Origin of the sequence: Nonomuraea sp. NPDC059007 (assembly GCF_042740555.1) — a bacterium.
Lineage (GTDB): Bacteria > Actinomycetota > Actinomycetes > Streptosporangiales > Streptosporangiaceae > Nonomuraea.
This window is the reverse complement of record NZ_JBHYJD010000057.1, coordinates 28,315-45,409: the sequence shown is the minus strand read 5'-3', so window position 1 is coordinate 45,409 and position 17,095 is coordinate 28,315. Positions and strand designations below refer to the sequence as shown.

The 17,095-nt window shown below is 70.6% G+C and carries 17 protein-coding genes; 14 read left to right on the top strand and 3 right to left on the bottom strand.

The window, feature by feature from the left end:
• Positions 1-237: 237 nt before the first annotated feature.
• Positions 238-1,833 carry a helix-turn-helix domain-containing protein gene (locus ACFWY5_RS49760; RefSeq protein ID WP_379639166.1) on the bottom strand — a complete coding sequence of 532 codons (1,596 nt, stop codon included), beginning with the start codon at positions 1,831-1,833 and terminating at the stop codon, positions 238-240.
• A gap of 116 nt (positions 1,834-1,949) precedes the next feature.
• On the opposite strand from ACFWY5_RS49760, the gene ACFWY5_RS49755 reads away from it, so the two are divergent.
• The 13 genes from ACFWY5_RS49755 to ACFWY5_RS49695 all read left to right on the top strand — a co-directional run bounded on the left by ACFWY5_RS49755 (position 1,950) and on the right by ACFWY5_RS49695 (position 15,298).
• Positions 1,950-3,803 carry an SIP domain-containing protein gene (locus tag ACFWY5_RS49755; RefSeq protein WP_379617533.1) on the top strand — a complete coding sequence of 618 codons (1,854 nt, stop codon included), beginning with the start codon at positions 1,950-1,952 and terminating at the stop codon, positions 3,801-3,803.
• Positions 3,804-3,841: 38 nt separating this feature from the next.
• Positions 3,842-4,840, top strand: a complete 999-nt coding sequence (locus tag ACFWY5_RS49750) for an ABC transporter substrate-binding protein (RefSeq protein WP_379617530.1) — start codon at positions 3,842-3,844, stop codon at positions 4,838-4,840.
• Positions 4,837-5,880, top strand: coding sequence for a FecCD family ABC transporter permease (locus tag ACFWY5_RS49745; protein ID WP_379617528.1), 1,044 nt, complete (start codon positions 4,837-4,839; stop codon positions 5,878-5,880). The genes ACFWY5_RS49750 and ACFWY5_RS49745 overlap by 4 nt, the downstream gene beginning before the upstream one ends.
• Complete coding sequence (locus ACFWY5_RS49740) at positions 5,877-6,935, top strand: FecCD family ABC transporter permease (protein WP_379617526.1); 1,059 nt, start codon at positions 5,877-5,879, stop codon at positions 6,933-6,935. The genes ACFWY5_RS49745 and ACFWY5_RS49740 overlap by 4 nt, the downstream gene beginning before the upstream one ends.
• Positions 6,932-7,786 carry an ABC transporter ATP-binding protein gene (locus ACFWY5_RS49735; protein ID WP_379639165.1) on the top strand — a complete coding sequence of 285 codons (855 nt, stop codon included), beginning with the start codon at positions 6,932-6,934 and terminating at the stop codon, positions 7,784-7,786. Before ACFWY5_RS49740 ends, ACFWY5_RS49735 begins: the two co-directional genes overlap by 4 nt.
• Positions 7,779-8,975, top strand: a complete 1,197-nt coding sequence (locus ACFWY5_RS49730) for an alpha/beta hydrolase (RefSeq protein ID WP_379639163.1) — start codon at positions 7,779-7,781, stop codon at positions 8,973-8,975. Before ACFWY5_RS49735 ends, ACFWY5_RS49730 begins: the two co-directional genes overlap by 8 nt.
• Entirely contained in the window at positions 8,972-10,723 is a 1,752-nt protein-coding gene (locus ACFWY5_RS49725; RefSeq protein WP_379639162.1) for an ABC transporter transmembrane domain-containing protein, read from the top strand. Before ACFWY5_RS49730 ends, ACFWY5_RS49725 begins: the two co-directional genes overlap by 4 nt.
• Positions 10,720-12,462, top strand: a complete 1,743-nt coding sequence (locus tag ACFWY5_RS49720) for an ABC transporter ATP-binding protein (protein ID WP_379639161.1) — start codon at positions 10,720-10,722, stop codon at positions 12,460-12,462. The genes ACFWY5_RS49725 and ACFWY5_RS49720 overlap by 4 nt, the downstream gene beginning before the upstream one ends.
• Positions 12,463-12,562: 100 nt before the next feature.
• Positions 12,563-13,408 (top strand): metallophosphoesterase family protein, encoded by an 846-nt coding sequence (locus tag ACFWY5_RS49715; RefSeq protein WP_379639160.1) that lies wholly within the window; start codon positions 12,563-12,565, stop codon positions 13,406-13,408.
• 94 nt (positions 13,409-13,502) lie between these two features.
• Positions 13,503-13,637, top strand: coding sequence for a hypothetical protein (locus tag ACFWY5_RS49710; RefSeq protein ID WP_379617514.1), 135 nt, complete (start codon positions 13,503-13,505; stop codon positions 13,635-13,637).
• A 149-nt stretch (positions 13,638-13,786) separates the two neighbouring features.
• Entirely contained in the window at positions 13,787-13,951 is a 165-nt protein-coding gene (locus ACFWY5_RS49705) for a hypothetical protein (protein WP_379617512.1), read from the top strand.
• Positions 13,948-14,376, top strand: coding sequence for a hypothetical protein (locus ACFWY5_RS49700; protein ID WP_379639158.1), 429 nt, complete (start codon positions 13,948-13,950; stop codon positions 14,374-14,376). Before ACFWY5_RS49705 ends, ACFWY5_RS49700 begins: the two co-directional genes overlap by 4 nt.
• Positions 14,377-14,833: 457 nt before the next feature.
• The gene (locus ACFWY5_RS49695) at positions 14,834-15,298 is read left to right on the top strand and encodes a hypothetical protein (RefSeq protein ID WP_379639157.1); all 465 of its coding nucleotides are present in this window, start codon (positions 14,834-14,836) and stop codon (positions 15,296-15,298) included.
• On the opposite strand, the gene ACFWY5_RS49690 is transcribed toward ACFWY5_RS49695, so the two are convergent.
• A complete protein-coding gene (locus tag ACFWY5_RS49690; protein ID WP_379639156.1) occupies positions 15,276-15,761 on the bottom strand; it encodes a GNAT family N-acetyltransferase in 486 nt (161 codons plus the stop codon). The genes ACFWY5_RS49695 and ACFWY5_RS49690 overlap by 23 nt on opposite strands.
• A gap of 14 nt (positions 15,762-15,775) precedes the next feature.
• The gene (locus tag ACFWY5_RS49685) at positions 15,776-16,381 is read right to left on the bottom strand and encodes a TetR/AcrR family transcriptional regulator (protein ID WP_379639154.1); all 606 of its coding nucleotides are present in this window, start codon (positions 16,379-16,381) and stop codon (positions 15,776-15,778) included.
• 89 nt (positions 16,382-16,470) lie between these two features.
• On the opposite strand from ACFWY5_RS49685, the gene ACFWY5_RS49680 reads away from it, so the two are divergent.
• A complete protein-coding gene (locus tag ACFWY5_RS49680) occupies positions 16,471-17,079 on the top strand; it encodes a DUF2867 domain-containing protein (protein WP_379639153.1) in 609 nt (202 codons plus the stop codon).
• Positions 17,080-17,095: the final 16 nt, after the last annotated feature.

Sequence of the window (17,095 nt, the reverse complement as noted above, 5' to 3'; positions counted from 1 at the left end):
GGTCCAGATGCTGGTATCGGCCATCTGAACCCCTGAGACCTCGCCGATGCGCGCGGCCGTACAGGCGGCGAACTTCACGGCATCGCCCCAGTCTCGGTCGTCTCGGCTTCGAGCCCGCGAAGGGCGCGATCATGTGCCCAAGTGCGTCCGAGGGGCACCATGAGCAGGACCGGTTCCGAGAAGCCGGCAGGTAGGCAGGAGGGCCTTCTGGTCACGGCGGATAGGGCGGCGACGGTGCTACTGGTTTCGCTCGGACTCACGCTGCTGGTAGTCACGCGGAGACAGTCCATGGAAGCGGGAGAAGGCGGCGCTGAACGTGGGCAGGTGGGCGTATCCGATCCGGCGCGCGACGGCGCTGGGCGGGGCGCCTGCGGCGAGCAGGTCGCGAGCGATGCGCATGCGGGCGGCATAGCGCCAGCGACCCAGTGTCATACCTGTCTCGTCGCGGAAGGCACGTTGGATCTCAACGCGGACGTCAAGATCAGGCGTCCCGGCAGGCTCGCCTATGCGGCGCAAGCACTCCATCGCGACGGCACGCGCGCGCGGATCGGCGGGCATCGGCACCGACAGCGCCCGCTGCGCGGCGACCTGTTCCGCGAACAGGTCGAGGATGTGGCGGGGGTTGTGGTCGTCGGGACGCAGTCCGGACCTGGCGCTGATCGAGCAGAACATCAAGTAGTCGTCCCACGCGGGCGAGAACCGCACCTGCAGAGGCGCTGCCAGTTGGAGGTCGCCGGTACTCGCGTTGCCCAGCGGCAGGGAGACGGAGTTCTCGCGGAGGCCGGTGACATGCTCCGTTTCCGCGGGGATCCAGGTCGCCACCCCTCGCTCCCTCTCGTAGCGCTGGTCGCCGATGTCCAGGTACCCGCTGCCTCGGTACATCCAGCTGAGGACGTGGATGTCATTGGTGTGGGACGGCGTGCTGGCCGCGGGCAGCATCTCAGGCGCGGCGGGGGTGTCCATCTCGCGCGTCATCCGGATCAGGTCGTCGGTCTGCCGTGCCGCCGCCGCCCGTTGCGTCAGCCCGCCGGCGCCGGGCCGGGCGGAGAGCTCCCGTCCGAACTCGTGGGGGGTCAGCCCGAACCGTCCCTTGAAGGCCCGCGTGAGGCCGTTGCGGCTGGCGAAGCCCACTCGAGCGGCCACCTGGTCCACGTCGTAACCGGCGGCGAGGAACTCCACGGCGGCGCCGAGCCGGCAGAGCAGCCGCCACTGCTCGAACGTGAGGCCGGTGCCGGCGAGAAAGTCACGGCGAAGGGTGCGCGCGCTGGAGAGCACCCGCGACGCCCATTGCTCGACCGTGAGGTCAAGCGCGGGGTCGCGAATCAGTTCCTCGGCGACTGCCCTGGCGCCGTGGGCCCGCGGCATCGCCGGCGAGGTGAACCCCTCTGAGCTCGCCCTGATGGGCGCCGGCGAACGCGAGCCAGGACGCCGGAGGAGCTCCTCGATCGCCTCGGGGGAGTACCCGCGGCCGCTGAACGGAGTGACCTGCAGGTTGAAGAGCTGAATCAACCAGTCCTGCCAGCCCCTGGGAACGGCGAACCACGTCAGTTCCGACAACCCCCGAGCCCCGACGCCGGCATGAGGCCACAGCGGGAAGGCGACAGTGCCTGGCTCGGTGGTGATTTCCCGCTCCGCCCAGCCATCCGCGGGAATCCAGGCGCCTTCGCCGGCCCCGAGGTGGAGTACCGGCCCGCCGTCGAGGCGTACGTGCGCCACGCCAGTGCGAACCCAGAGCAGCAGCGGTCGAACGGACGCATCCGCCGAACCCATCCGCGCGGCCGGAATCGGCGGCGGGTCGCCGGCGCCCGCGACGAACGACGAGGACACCACCACGTCCTAACCATAAGGCAGCCTGCGCACACTATTGTAGGTGAGGTATGCCTAACCTTACCAGCGCATGCCTTCTCGATGATGGCCCTCGAAAACGAGCGGAAAGTTCGGTTCCCCGTATGCCCAAGACCTCGCGCCGGCTCACCGTGCACCCGCCGACCCTGCGTGAGGTCGAGGTGGTCCGGACCGCCGACATCACCCCGGGGATGCGGCGGGTCACGCTGAGCGGCGAACAGTTGCGCGCGTTCACCACCGCCGACGGCTTCGCGCGGCCGGCCTTCGAGTCCTCGGGCTTCGACGACGACCTCGGGTTCTACTTCCTGTACCCAGGTCAGCGCGATCCGGTGCTCCCGGTCCAGGGCGAGGCCAGGCTGATCGTGCCCAGGAATCCCCGGCCGCTGTCGAGGGCCTACACGGTTCGCCGGTGGGACCCCGAGGCCGGCGAGCTGGACGTGGACTTCGTCAAGCACGGGGTGGGGGCGGGAACGACGTGGGCCTATCGCGCCCAGCCGGGTGACCGGATCCACCTCAGCGGCCCGAGCACGTCCAAGGCGTTCCCGGCCGGCGCCGACTGGTGGCTCGTGGCGGGCGACGACACCGCACTTCCCGCGATCGGCCGCCTGCTCGACGAGCTCCCGCCCGACGCCCGCGCGCAGGTGTTCATCGAGATCGCCGAGGACGCCCACCGCCAGGAACTGCGCGAGCTGCCAGGAGTGGACGTGACGTGGCTGGTCCGCCCCGGTGTGACGGCCGGGACCGTGTCGCCGCTCATCGAGGCCGTCCGCGGCGCGGAGTGGTGGCCGGGCCAGATGTTCGCGTGGCTGGCCGGCGAGCACACGGCCGTCCGGGACATCCGCCGGCATCTGATCGAGGACCGTGGCGTGCCCAAGGAGGACGTCGACTTCGCCGGCTACTGGCGCCGCTCCGCGGTCGTCGCCCTGGGGACCGACGGGGCGGTACCCGACCCGGACAGGACGGTCACCCCGTTCCAGAAGCTCCACGACCTGACCGAGCTCGTCGCGCCGATCGCGATCCGCACCGCCGTCGAGCTGGGCGTTCCCGATCTGGTCTCCCGCGGCGTGACCAGCGTGACCGAGCTGGCCGCCAAGGCCGGCGCCGACGAGCGCGCTCTGGGCAAGCTGCTGCGTTACCTGCACACCCTGGACGTGGTGACCGAGACAGAACCAGGTCACTACGCCCTGACGCCGGTCGGTGACGTCCTCACTCTCGAGTTCATCGCCGACCGGCTCCACTCCGCCGGGGTGGTCGGTCGCGAGATGCTCGGGATCCACGGCCTCACGGAGTCGGTCCGCACCGGACGGCCCGCCTACGCCTCGGTCACCGGCCAGACCTTCGCCGACGTACGAGCCGAGCAGGACTACGAGGACCGTCACCTGGAGCGCCTGGCGAAGTTCCAGCCCGCGCTGGCCGAACCGATCGCCACGTCCGATCTGCTGGCCGGAGTCCGGCACCTGGTGATCCACTCCGGTGGCGCCGGCGCCCACGCCCGTGCGTACGTCGCAGCCCACGAGAGCCTGCGCGTGACGATCTGCGCCCTGCCCGCCCAGGCCGACTGGCTGCGCCGCGACCTGCCCGCCACGATTCCCGACGAGCGGCAACGCACGCGGGTCAGCGTGCTGGAGCAGTCCGTCTTCGAGCCCAGCCCGGCGGCCGATGCCGTGCTCGTCAGCCGCGCCTTCAAGACCCTGCCCGACGCCGATGCCGCTCACGCACTCCGCCGGGCGGCCGAGAACCTCGTCCCCGGCGGACGGGTGCTGCTGATCGAGGAGGTCTTCGACACCGGCGACCTCGACGAGCACGACGGCGAGGCCGACCTGATCGGCCTGGTCTGCCACGGCTCCGGCCTTCGCACCGCGGCGGAGCTGGACGCCGTCATCGCCCGCGCCGGCCTCACGCGCAGGTCGGCGCACACCATCGGCCTGGGCGCCACCGTCCACGAGCTCCTCCGCTGACTGAACCCCTCCCCCGGGAAGAAAAGAAGAGAACACCCATGAGCAACATCCCCCTGATGAGGCGCGGCGCGGCCCTCGCCGCCGCGCTGATGAGCGCATCGCTCGTCCTCACCGCCTGCGGCTCTGCCGGCGACAAGGCCGCCCAGACCCCCAGCGTCAAGGCCGCCGAGACCCGCAGCGTCAAGGCCGAGAACGGCACCATCGAGGTTCCCGTCGCCCCCCAGCGGATCGTCACGATCGGCAACACGAACCTCCCTTTCATCGATCTGGGCGGCAAGCCGGTGGGCGTCACCGCGGTGTCCGACTCCGACCTCGCCGTGTTGCCGGCGGAACAGAGGACCGCGTACGAGGCGGCCGAGATCGTCGGCAGCGACGGCGGTGAGGTGGACCTCGAGAAGCTCGCCGGCCTCAAGCCGGACCTCATCCTGGTCCAGTTCCACTCGAATGACTGGGACAAGGTCGGCAAGCGGCTCGAGGCGATCGCCCCGACCGTGCTCTGGGGGCTCGACACCGAGTGGAAGGCCTTCGCCGACGCCATCGCGGAGGCCGGCAACGTGGCGGACGCGCTCGGCCGGCAGAAGGCGGCGTTCAAGGAGAAGGTCACCAAGATCCAGCAGACCTACGGCAAGGTCATCGACGGCACCGCGTTCGTCGACGTCTCCCGCGGAGACTGGAACGATCCCGGGACGTTCTACATCGCGGACATCGGCTGCTCCGAGATCGCCCGGGACGACATCGGCCTCGACCTGCCCGAGGCGGCCGAGGGCAAGGACCCCCTGGCCTACGACTCCTTGCCCTTCGAGCAGATCGGTGAGCTGTCCAAGTACGACGTGATCACCTACCCGGTCGACGCCGAGGGCAAGCCGGCCAAGTCCTTCGTGCCGGTCGTCGAGACCAACACCTGGAAGGCGCTGCCCGCCGTGAGCTCCGGTCGTGCGCTGGGAGTCTTCTGCCCCGGCAACAACTCCTACGGGCCCGTCATCCGGTACCTGGACTCGCTCGACCGCGCACTGGCGACCCTCCCAGCCGAGAAGTGACAGCCCTCGCCCTGCGGCAGGACGGTCCGGGCGCCGGGACGGTGCCCGGACCGCGTCGTCGTCTGCTCGGCCTGGTCGTCGCGCTGGTGGTGCTGGCGGCCCTGCTGGTGCTGAGTGTCATGATCGGCTCGACGGCGATCGCGCCGTCGGTGGTATGGGACGCGCTGTTCCACTCCTCGGCCGGCATCGACCAGTTCGCGATCCGCGACTTCCGGCTGCCGCGCACGATCGTGGGTCTGGTCGTCGGCGTCGCACTCGGTCTGTCGGGCGCGCTGCTCCAGGCCCTCACCCGCAATCCCTTGGCCGATCCGGGCATCCTCGGCGTCCATGCCGGTGCGTCCTTCGCGGTGACGGTCGCCGTGGGCTTGCTCGGCGTCCGCGCCGCCCAGGGCTACATGTGGTTCGCGTTCGCGGGGGCACTGATCGTCACGCTCCTGGTGCTCGCCCTCGGGTCGACCCGGCAGGGCTCCTCGCCGGTGGTCATGGTGCTCGCCGGGGTCTGTGTCAGCGCTGTGCTCGGTGGCGCCAGGGAGGCGCTCCAGCTGACCAACCCGGATGCCTTCGACACGATGCGGTACTGGAACGCCGGGTCGATCGTGGGTCGCCCGCTCGAGGTCGTGTGGCCGATCCTGCCGTTCTTCGCGGTGGCGCTCATCCTGGCCTTCGCGCTGTCGGGCCCGCTCAACGCCCTGGCTCTGGGTGACGAGACGGCGGTCGCCCAAGGGGTCCGGTTGGTACGCACCCGCGTGCTCGCGGTGATCGCACTCACCCTCCTCGCCGGAGGCGCCACGGCGATCGCCGGACCCATCGCATTCGTCGGGCTCATGGTGCCGCACGTGGCCCGCTGGATCGTCGGCCCGCACCAACGCTGGATCTTCGCCTACAGCGTCCTCCTCGCCCCCAGCCTGCTGCTGATCTCCGACATCCTCGGCCGCGTCGTGATGAGACCCGGCGAGATCCCCGTGGGAGTCGTCACCGCCTTCGTCGGCGCTCCCGTTCTCGTCGCACTGGCGCGGCGGAAGAAGGCGAGCGGGCCATGAGCGCGCACCTTCCGCGGGTGGACTTCGGGCGGCGGGTGCTGGTGCTGCGGCGCGGGCGGATCGCGGTACGGCTCCAGTGGCGCTCGGCCGTCGTCTGCGCGGTGCTCGCGATCGCGGTCGCCGGTACGGCGGTGCTCGCGCTGATGACCGGCTCGTACCAGTTGAGTCCCGGGCAGGTGCTCTCCGCGCTGACCGGCCGGGAGACGGGCATCGTCCTCGACATCGTGGTCGAGTGGCGGCTGCCCCGGGTGGTCGCGGCGCTGGTGTTCGGCGCGGCTCTGGGGGTGAGCGGGGCGGTCTTCCAGTCGCTGTTGCGCAACCCTCTCGCCGAACCCGGCATCATCGGGTTCTCCCAAGGCTCCTACACCGGCGCGCTGATCGTGATCCTGGTCGTCAACGGCACCTACGTGCAACTGGTCGGCGGGGCGTTGCTGGGCGGGATGGCCACCGCCGTGGCCGTGTACGTGCTCGCCTACCGACGAGGAGTGCAGGGGTTCCGGCTGATCGTCGTCGGCATCGGCGTCTCGGCCATGCTCGCGTCGCTCAACACCTGGCTGATCATCAAGGCCGACCTGGACCAGGCGATGTCCGCGGCCGCGTGGGGTGCCGGGTCACTCAACGGCGTGTCCTGGGACCAGGTCGTCATCGGCGGCGCCTGCGTCGCCGTTCTCCTGCTGCCGGCCGGGATGCTGAGCCGGCCGATGCGGCAGATGGAGCTGGGTGACGACGCGGCCGCCTCGCAAGGGGTACGGGTCTCGCCCGCCCGCCTCGGCCTGATCCTGGTGGGAGTGGCGCTGACGGCGACGGTCACGGCCGCGTCCGGGCCGATCGCGTTCATCTCCCTGGTCGCCCCGCAGATCGCACGCCGGCTCGCCCGTACCGCCGGGATCACCCTCGCCCCCGCGGCCTTCGTCGGCGCGCTGCTGTGCCTGGCGTCGGACTACCTCGCCCAGCACGTCGCCCCCACCCCGCTGCCGGTCGGCGTCATCACCGTCGTACTCGGCGGCGGCTACCTCGGATACCTGCTGTTCACCGAAGCCAGGAGACGCCTATGAGCGCCACCCCGCCCGGCGCCGCGCGCCTCCGTGTCGAGTCGGCGACGATCGGCTACGACAAGCGGACCATCTCCGAGCACCTCTCGGTGGCGATCCCCGACAAGTCGTTCACGGTCATCGTCGGCCCGAACGCGTGCGGCAAGTCCACCCTGCTGCGCGGCCTGTCCCGGCTGCTCAAGCCGTCAGCCGGGCAGGTCGTCCTCGACGGCGCCGACATCAACATCTACAAGACCAAAGAGGTGGCGCGGCGGGTCGGACTGCTGCCGCAGACCTCGATCGCCCCGGACGGGATCACCGTCGCCGACCTGGTCGCCAGGGGACGGTACCCCCACCAGGGGTTCATCCGGCAGTGGACCGAGGACGACGAGCGGGCCGTGCTCAGGGCGATGCACCAGACCTCGGTCACCGACCTGTCCAGGCGCCTGGTGGACGAGCTGTCGGGCGGGCAGCGCCAGCGCGTGTGGGTGGCGATGGCGCTCGCGCAGCACACCGACATCATGCTGCTCGACGAACCGACCACCTTCCTCGACATCACCCACCAGATCGAGATGATGGAACTGTTCACCGACCTGCACCACGTCGGCCACACCCTGGTCGCCGTACTGCACGACCTGAACCATGCCGCCCGCTACGGCACCCACCTGATCGCCATGAAGGACGGCGCCGTGGTCGCCGAGGGCACCCCGGACGAGGTGGTCACGGCCGAGCTGGTCGAGGAGGTGTTCGGTCTGCGCTGCCTGGTGGTGCCCGATCCGGTGGCTGGCAGCCCCCAGGTGGTGCCGCTCGGGCGTGAACGAACCCGGCGGAGGACCGCTGACCACACCGACGTGAAGAGCGCGAGACATGGCTGATCCGATCGTCGAGAAGCTGTCGACCGGTGAGTGGAGCCCGGAAAGGTTCAGACGACATCTCGGGGAGACGGGTGCGCCGCTTGTCGAGCGGGTCTCCGCGGACGAGGTGGAGGTGACGTTCGTCGACGAGCCCGGAGACGACATGACGGTCACCCTCTCGGTGGTGATCGGCCCCAGAATCGGCTTCAACCCGATCGACACGGAGTTCGCCTCGGTGGCGGGGACGCCGTTCCACGTTCTCACCCTGCGGATGCGCTCCGACCTGCGCTTCTCGTACGTGCTCGCCCGACGTGGGCCGGCGGGTGAGGGCGCACGGGTACCGGACCCGTTCAACCCGCCACCGAGGTTCTCGGAGTGCTCGGTGGAGCGGTTCTCCGGGGCCTCGGTGGCGGTGCTGCCCGACGCGGCGCCGTTGCCCTGGCTCGATCAGGCCGAAGCGCGGCCGGCCCCGGCAGCGGAAACCGCCGTGCTGGCGAGCGAGATCCTGGGAGACGAACGCCGCATCTGGGTCTCGATGCCCCCCGGAGAGTTCTCGGACGAGAGCACACTGCCCTTCGTGATCCACCTGGACGGAACGCCGGACCACAGCGCGCCGAGCGTTCGTGACGCCCTGGTCCGGGCGGGACTGATCCGGCCCTGCGTGGTGGTCCTCGTCGATCAGCCCGCACTCCGGCGCGACAAGGAACTGCTCTGCGACCCGGCGTTCTCCCGGATGCTGGTCCAGGAACTGCTGCCGTGGCTCCACCACCGGTATCCGCTCTCGCGGAACCCCGGTGACGTCGCGCTGGCCGGCGAGAGCTTCGGCGGTCTGTGCGCCGGCTGGACGGCGCTCCACCACCCGGCGACGTTCGGCAACGCCATCCTCCAGTCCCCGTCGTGCGGGTACCACCCTGACCTCACGTGGGGCACCGGGGCAGGTGAGCTGCTGCGCCGTACCCCCGTACCGACGCTGATCGCCGACTACCTGGCCGCGGAGACGGCACCGATCCGCATTTTTCACGACGTCGGGGAGCTGGAGGGCTCGAACACCCACAGTCGCTGGCTGGACCACGTGCTCACCGGGAAGGGCTACGACATTCTCTACAGAGAGTTCGCCGGCGGACACGACTACGCGTGGTGGCGAGGGATCTTCGCCGACGCTCTGCTCTGGTGCTTCCCGCTTGGGAGCCGGGACCGGGGTCAGGTGTGAGGAGCTCCTCGCGTTTCTCCGACACCGCGGGACTGGGGCGAGGGCCCCTGACCCGCCGGCTGCCCGTGCTCCTGTTCGATCCCGCCGAGCCGGCCGGCGCCCGGCCGTTCGAGTCCGGGCCGGGGATCACCCCGGGCCGGTTCCTGCTGCGCGTGATCTTCTCGGTGAGGCGGGTCAGCGTTCCCGCGATGCTGCTGGCGATCGTGTGGCAGGTGGGCGAGTCCGCGGTCCCGGTGGTGATGGGACTCGCGATCGACCGGGCCCTGGCGACCGGGGACGGGGGACAGCTGGTCCTGTGGCTCGGCGTGCTGGTGGCCCTCTACGTCGCGCTGACGTCGGCGGCGAGGTTCTCGCTGCGGCTGACCGCCTACGCGGTGCAGATACTGCAGCACCGGCTCCGCGGCACCCTCTCCACGGGCGTCCTGCACCCGGTCGGCGGCACCGCCCGTGCGCCGGACGGCGGCGTGGTCTCAGTGATGACGAACGACGTCGCGCGCCTGTCCAACGCGGTGATCCTGACGATCATCCCGGTCTCGAGGATCACGGCCATCGGATTCATCGCGGCATCGCTGCTGGCGACGCACTGGCTGCTCGGACTCGTGGTGCTGGTCGGGGCGCCGGTCGCGGTCTGGTCGATGGGCGTGCTCAGCGAGCGGCTGTCCCGGGATACCCGCGCGTACCAGGCGCTGCTGGCCTCCACGGTCGGGCAGGCCACGGACCTCGTCGCCGGCTACCGGGTGATCAAAGGGGTGCGTGCCGAGGCCGAGGCGACCAGCCGTTACCGGCAGGCGAGCCAGCAGACCCTCGCCGGCGCCAGGCGCAACGCGGGCCTGCTGGGAAGGTTCCTCGTGGGCTCGGGCGTGGTCAGCGGCACGTTCGTCGCCGCGGTGATGGGGCTGGCGGGCTGGTTCGCCGTGGACGGACAGCTCAGCACCGGCGGGCTGATCACCGCCGTCGGCCTCACCCAGGCACTGCTGCCGCAGATCCAGGCGATCGCGAACATCTCCATCCCCAACCTGGCCGGCGCACGCGCCTCGTCCGCGCGCATCCTCGACGTGCTGCGGGACAACGCCACGACGGCTGGGCCCGATGAGGTGACCCGCGGGGAGGTCACCGCGGTGCCGGAGCTGGACGTGGTCGTGCCGGGCGTCTCCGGGCCCGGCGTGACGATCCGGGTGGAGCCCGGCGAGCTGGTGGGCGTGCGCGCCGGCGACCGGAACGCCGCCCGTGTCGTCGAGGCACTGCTGGACCCGCGGGCCGAAGGAGGGGCCGAGGCGCGGCTCGACGGGATCGCGGCGCGGGAGCTGTCCCCGGTCGAGTACCGCTCCCTGGTCACCGTCGCGCCGCACCGTGCCACCCTGTTCAGCGGCACCCTCCGCGACAACGTCGCCGTGATCGCGGGCGCGCCCGAGCGGGTGGACGCCGCGGTGCGAGCCGCCGCCTGCGACGACTTCGCGGCCGACCTCGACCTCCCGGTCGGCGAGGGCGGCAACCGGCTCTCGGGCGGGCAGCGCCAGCGGGTCGCGCTCGCCCGCGCCCTGGCGAGCGACGCGCCGGTGCTCGTGCTGCACGACCCGGCCACCGCGGTCGACTCGGTCACCGAACACACGATCGCGGGCCGGCTGCGCGGTGTCCGGGCAGGCCGTTCGACGCTGCTGATCGCCTCGACCCCGGCGCTGCTCGCCGCCTGCGACCGCGTCGTCGAGCTGCCTGACGACGTACCCGCGCCCGCGAGGACGGCGCGGTGAGCGGCACCTCCGCCGTCCCCGGGACCCAGGCTTCACATCCCGGGCTGCCGGTCGCGAGCGGGCGCGAGACGATCGGAGAGCTGTGGCGGCTCAGCCACGGTTACCGGCTCCGGCTCGCCGCCACCGGGGTCCTGGGGATCGTCAGTACCGGCGTCGACCTGATCGTTCCCGTGGCGATCGGATTCCTCGTCGACCGCGTGCGGGCCGGCACCGCGGACCTCGCCACCGTGCTGACGGTCACGGTCGTCATGGCGCTCTCGGCGGTCCTCGGTGCCGCGGGCACCGCGCTGACGATCGTGGTCGCCACCCGCGTCTACCACTCCATCCTCGCCGCGCTGCGCGAGCGGCTCGTGGGCCACGCGATGACGCTCCCCCAGCACCTCGTCGAGCGCGCCGGCACCGGAGACCTGATCTCGCGATCCAGCGACGACGTCACCGCGGTCGCCGACGCGGCCCCCGCCGTGATCCCGGCGCTCACCGTCACCGCCTTCACCATCATCGTGTCGCTGGGCGGGCTCGCGGCACTGGAATGGCCCTACGCGGCCGCCTTCGCCGTCGTGCTGCCGGTCTACTTGCTGGCCGTGCGGTGGTACGTGCGCGCCGGACCAGGGGTCTACCGCGCCGAGCGCACGGCGATGAGCGCGCGTGCCCAGCAGATCCTCGAGTCCCAGCGCGGCTACGCCACCGTGCTCGGCTTCGGGCTCGCCGAGCGACGACACCGGGCCGTGATGACGGACTCCTGGCGCGTCGTACGGCAGACGCTACGCGCACGCACCGTGCTGAGCATGCTCAACGCCCGGCTCAACCTCGGGGAGTGCCTGAGCCTGGCCGCCGTACTCGTCGTCGGCTTCGTCCTCATCGACCACGACGCGTCGACCGTCGGCGGCGCCACCACCGCCATGCTGCTCGTGCTACGCCTGCTCGGACCGGTCAACCAGCTGCTGCTGGTCATCGACACCCTCCAGTCCGCCCTCGCATCGCTGAGCCGCATGATCGGGGTCGTCACGATTGCGGGCAGCTCGCCGGATGTCCCCGTGCGGGCCGCGAGCACCGCCGTACAGCTCGACGAGGTCTCGTTCCGTTACGGCGAGGGGCCACGGGTGCTCGACGACATCACCCTCGACATCCCGTCCGGTCAGTGCGTGGCCGTCGTCGGCGTGTCCGGGGCGGGCAAGAGCACGCTCGCCGGCGTGGTCGCCGGCACCCACCTACCCGCGGGCGGGAGGGTGGCTCGCCCCAGCCGTACCGCGATGATCACCCAGGAGGTCCACGTCTTCGCGGGCACCCTGCGCGACAACCTCACCCTCGCCGCACCCGGGGCCACCGACCGCGACCTCCACGCAGCGCTGGTAGCCACCGGCGCCGCATCGATCCTCGATGTTCTGCCCGACCGGTTGAACACCCTGCTGGGTGTCGGCGGACACCCGCTCACCGACGCACAGGCGCAGCAGCTCGCCCTCGCCCGCCTGCTGCTCACCGACGCTGACCTGGTGATCCTCGACGAAGCGACCGCCGAGGCCGGCTCCACCTACGCCGGACAGCTCGACCGTGCCGCTGACGCCGTCCTCGCCGGCCGGACCGCGGTCGTCATCGCGCACCGGCTCTCCCAAGCGGCGACCTGCGACCGGATCATGGTGATGGAGCACGGCCGCATCATCGAGACCGGCACCCACGGAGAACTGGTCGATGCCGGTGGCGTCTACGCCGGGTTGTGGCGGGCCTGGGAGACCGCTCAGTGACAACACCCCGATGCGTCGTCGTCCCATCGCTGTTGGAAGGAGCGAGCGTGCGGGCGATGCCGTGGATGAGAATGGTGAGCATGTCTGGACGAATGCCCCCATGAAGGCGGGAAATCTGGTCGCGGTGAGCGACCTGCACGTCGCCTATGCCGAGAACCGGCGCTTCGTCGAAGGGTTCGTGCCGGAGCACGAGGACGACTGGCTGATCATCGCCGGTGACGTCGGCGAGCGCGCCGCGGACATCGAGTGGGCGCTCAGCCTGCTGGCACGCCGGTTCGCCCAGGTCATCTGGGCGCCCGGCAACCACGAGCTGTGGACGCCGAAGGGCGACCCGGTCCAGCTTCGCGGCGACGACAGATATCGCTATCTCGTGCGGATGTGCCGCCGCCTGGGCATCCGTACCCCCGAGGATCCGTACCCGGTCTGGGACGGACCCGGCGGCCCGGTCACCATCGCGCCGCTGTTCGTGCTGTACGACTACTCCTTCCGCGTTCCCGGCGTGAACACGAAGGAGGAGTCGCTGGAGCTGGCCTACGAGAGCGGTGTCGTGTGCACGGACGAGCTGCTGCTGGATCCGGCTCCCTATCCGAGCCGGGAGGAATGGTGCTGGGCCCGCGTGGAATGGACGGAGCGCCGCCTGGACGCGTGCGATCCCGATGTCCCGCTCGTGCTCGTCAACCACTATCCGCTGGTACGCCAGCCCACTCGCGTCCTGCGCTATCCGAGGTTCGCCCAGTGGTGCGGGACCGAGCTGACCGCCGGCTGGCACCTCAGGTACCGCACGGCCGTGGTCGTCTACGGCCACCTGCACATCCCGCGCACGACGTACTACGACGGCGTCCGTTTCGAAGAGGTCTCCCTGGGCTATCCACGGGAATGGCGCAGACGCGGTACGGTCCCCCGCCCGGCCCGGCAGGTCCTCGTGGCCCACGAGCTCACGCCATGATCGAGGCGCCGTCGCGAGACGTCCGCTCCGGGTCACTCACATCAGTCCCTCCAGGTAACAGACACACCACCGTGTGCGACGTACCGTCGTGAGCATGGCCAAGGACGAGAAACCGGTGTGCGATACCTGCCTCGGCGCGGGCGGGGAGTGGATGGAGCTCAACGGTACGCGTGACCGGGAACGCACCTGGGTCGCGTGTACGGCCTGCCAAGGCACCGGCAGAGCGTGACCGACGCCATCGAGTGTCCCGAGTGCGGGGGCCGGAAGGGTCAGCGCGTCGGCGGCCTGTTCCTGGGCTGTCGGTTCTGTGGTGGGCTGGGCTGGGTCGGGGGGGACAATGAGCCGGCCGAGCGGGGGGCCGAGCGTCAGGCTCCTCCTTTGCCGCCGGCCTGGCAGCATCGGGTGTGGCAGGACCCCTTCGTGTCCGCCGCCTTCCCCTGCCGGCTCTGTTTCGGGTCGGGGAGCCTCACCCACGTGGACGCGCAGCAGGGGACGCTGATCACCATCGCCTGCGCCTGCGTCGAGGAGGTAAATGAGGTGTGACGCGGCACGCGTACCTCTACCAGCCGATCGACGACGAAGGCGAGCAACTGCCGCCGGAGTCCACGCGGGTGCAGGTGCAGGCCGACGACCCGGCCGAGACCTGGTGCCAGGACGTGCACACCGAGGCGTGGCGGACCGAGCCGGTCAAGACGACCCGGACCAAGAAGGTGCCGCGCAACCACGTGCTGGCCGAGGCCACGGACAAGCACCCGGCCCAGGTGCAGGTGTTCACCGAGGACATCGTGGTCGGCTACTGGACGAAGGTCGCCTTCTCCGGCGCGCTGCCGCAGCGCCGCGTCAACGAACTGCTGGCGCGCGTGCAGAAGCTGCAGGACGCCGTCAAGTTCGCCCGCGAGGAGGCCAACGGCGCCGACATCGTCGACCGGAAGATCGGCGAGAAGGTGTTCTCCTACCTGCTCGGGTAGGAGCCATGAACCCCCTCGCCTGCGTGCGAGGGTGCGCCAGGAGCGCAAGCTGAGGCTGAGGCTGAAGCTGACCAAACGGCCACAGTGAAGGTTCGACACCTTCCCGGGGCACCACGCGTCCCGGTAGCCCAAGCGGTAGAGGCAGCCGATCAAGTTCAGATTCTCGCTCCAGATTCAGCATCGCCGTCGAGCGCCAGATCGACCGAGGCGGACTGTGATGGTTGAGGTGCCGGTTCGAATCCGGCCCGCGGCTCTTCGTGCCGCGGTGGCTCAATGGCAGAGCACACGTCGTAAGGACTGATCCATCCTCTAAAAGCAGCTGGCGCCGCACATGGCGGCAACTTCCAAGGCCCCCCGGCTTGGGTAGTCCGGGGGGCCGCCGGCGTTCGGGGGGAACGGGGGAGTACGCTGCCTCTCGTCCATACCATACGGTACGGTATGTTTCTGGGAGGTTGTCATGGAGCCGTGGTCGCGTCGCCTGTTCTACGCCGGGGCCGTGCTGATCGGGTTGATCGGCGTGGCGCACCTGCTGATGTTCCATTCGCCGCTCACCGGGCCGCTTCCGGCGGGGGAGCGGGCCGTCGCGGATCTGGCGGCGGTCACCGCGAGCCCGATGTTCGAGAACGGGCGCCAGGTCACCGTGCGGGACTTCAACGACGGGACCAGCGCCGAGATGGGGATGCTGGCGATGATGTTCTCGGTCGTGGTGGTCGTCGCCGTCCGTGCGGCGCCGGGGCTCCTGCGGCGTTGGTCGCCTTTCACGCTGGCGTGCACCGCGGTCTCGGGATTCTCGGTGTGGCTGTGCGTCGCGTACTTTCCCGAGCCGCTCATCGTGCTCACCGCGATCTCCACGGTGTGCTTCGGGCTCGTCTTCGCGGCGCCGTTCCGTCCGGCCCCGCTCAGATCGGCCTCGTATAGGTGACCTGCGGGAAGGGCGTGAATCCGAACGACTCGTACAGGGCGCGCGCCGGTGCGTGGAAGTCGTCGCCGCCGGTGCCGATCGAGATCATCTCCACAACCCCGGTGGCCTTGATCTGGTCCAGGGCGTGTTCGAGCAGCGCCCGGCCGAGCCCCAGCCGCCGGTGCGCCGGGTGGACGGCCAGGATGTCGATCTCGCCGTGACGTTCGGATTCCTGTACGGCCCAGCCGGCGAAACCGGCCACCTGGCCGTCGACCAGGGCGGCGGCGGCGAACTTCCCGTTGGCCGGGTCATGGACACCGGCCAGGTGGCGCCGGTAGTCCCCCTTCCAGTCGCCGTGCCGGTTGACGAAGACGGTTTCGCCGACCACGGGCCGGAAGGAGTCCAGGTAGAACGGCCCGAACACCGTGCAGGCGAGATCTACCAGGGCCGGAAGGTCGGCGGGCTCAACGGGGCGAATATCCATGGGGAAGGTACCTTTCAACTGTTTTGTCCGGCGGTGAGTGCGAGGGTCGCGTCGAGCAGTGCGGTGGTGAGCGCCGGGAGCCGGTCCGGGGTGCCGTCCAGCAGGAACAGCCAGGCGAAGATGGGTCCGACCACCAGGGCGTTGAGGACGGCCGGGTCGGGCCGCCTGGCGAGCTCGCCGCGCAGCGCCGCGCGGTCGAGGATCTCCTCGAAGGTCTGCCGCTGGGCGCCGACGTACCTGGTGACGAACCGCTGGTGGAGTTCGGGGTCGGCCTGGATGTCGGCCAGCAGGCCGGGGACCGTACCGGGTGGGGCCGAGGCGAAACTGTCCGCGCTCTCGGCCAGCACGGCCGCCAGGTCGGCGCGCAGCGACCCGCGGTCGGACGGCACCGGCAGGAACGCGCCCTCCACGAGCACATCGAAGATCATTTCTTGTTTGCTGGCGTATCGCCGGTAGATCGCCGCCTTCCCCGCTCCGGAACGCGCGGCAACCTCGGCCATCGTGAGCCGCGCGTACCCCGTCTCGGACAGCAGTTCCCGTACGGCGGCGGCGATGGCGTCGTCGACGCGGCTGTCCCGGGGCCGGCCCCCGCGGCCGCGGGCTTGCTTTCGATCGGTCATGGATGCATGATACGGGACTAGAAGTTACGGAACTCGCAGTTACGGAACTTGGAGTCTCGAAGCACCTGGCACCCAGAAAGGAATGACAGATGCGCATCCCGGCAACCGCCCATCTCGCCCAGCCATGGCGGATCCACGAGTTCACCCCCGACTTCCGGGTCGAGGACGTGTGGACCTTCCGCACCCCCGGCGCCGGCCCCGGCGACTTCCCCGTGATGCTCGCCGCGCTCCGGGCCGCCTACGACGCCGGTGGGCAGCCCGCCGTGGTCCGATTCCTGCTCGCGCTGCGCTGGAAGATCGGCGCCCTGTTCGGCTGGGACACGCCCAGGACCGGACTGGGGCACCGGGTCGCCTCGCTGCGCGAGCGGCTGCCGCGTGAGCTGGCCGAGACCGCGGACGGCGTACCCCCGTGCACCGACCCGTTCACGGAGGTGTACTTCCTGGACCGGGAGGCCGCCCGCGAACTGGCGAACAAGACCGTCCACACGATCATGCACCTGAGCTGGCTGCCGACCGGCGACGGCACGTACCACCTGAGGTGCACGGCCCTGGTCAAGCCCAACGGCCTCTTCGGGCGCCTGTACATGGCGGGCATCGCCCCGTTCCGCCACCTGATCGTCTACCCCGCGCTGACTCGGCAGTGGGAACGCGCCTGGCGGGACCGCGCGCGCCTGCTCGCCCGGGAACAAGCCGGTTGATCGAGTTCTTCGGGGT

What these genes read in the sequence shown, in the direction of transcription:
- ACFWY5_RS49755 (WP_379617533.1), top strand. Translation starts at nt 1,950, where the DNA reads ATGCCCAAGACCTCGCGCCGGCTCACCGTGCACCCGCCGACCCTGCGT.
- ACFWY5_RS49750 (WP_379617530.1), top strand. Translation starts at nt 3,842, where the DNA reads ATGAGCAACATCCCCCTGATGAGGCGCGGCGCGGCCCTCGCCGCCGCG.
- ACFWY5_RS49740 (WP_379617526.1), top strand. Translation starts at nt 5,877, where the DNA reads ATGAGCGCGCACCTTCCGCGGGTGGACTTCGGGCGGCGGGTGCTGGTG.
- ACFWY5_RS49735 (WP_379639165.1), top strand. Translation starts at nt 6,932, where the DNA reads ATGAGCGCCACCCCGCCCGGCGCCGCGCGCCTCCGTGTCGAGTCGGCG.
- ACFWY5_RS49730 (WP_379639163.1), top strand. Translation starts at nt 7,779, where the DNA reads ATGGCTGATCCGATCGTCGAGAAGCTGTCGACCGGTGAGTGGAGCCCG.
- ACFWY5_RS49715 (WP_379639160.1), top strand. Translation starts at nt 12,563, where the DNA reads ATGAAGGCGGGAAATCTGGTCGCGGTGAGCGACCTGCACGTCGCCTAT.
- ACFWY5_RS49710 (WP_379617514.1), top strand. Translation starts at nt 13,503, where the DNA reads ATGGCCAAGGACGAGAAACCGGTGTGCGATACCTGCCTCGGCGCGGGC.
- ACFWY5_RS49695 (WP_379639157.1), top strand. Translation starts at nt 14,834, where the DNA reads ATGGAGCCGTGGTCGCGTCGCCTGTTCTACGCCGGGGCCGTGCTGATC.
- ACFWY5_RS49690 (WP_379639156.1), bottom strand. Translation starts at nt 15,761, where the DNA reads ATGGATATTCGCCCCGTTGAGCCCGCCGACCTTCCGGCCCTGGTAGAT.
- ACFWY5_RS49685 (WP_379639154.1), bottom strand. Translation starts at nt 16,381, where the DNA reads ATGACCGATCGAAAGCAAGCCCGCGGCCGCGGGGGCCGGCCCCGGGAC.
- ACFWY5_RS49680 (WP_379639153.1), top strand. Translation starts at nt 16,471, where the DNA reads ATGCGCATCCCGGCAACCGCCCATCTCGCCCAGCCATGGCGGATCCAC.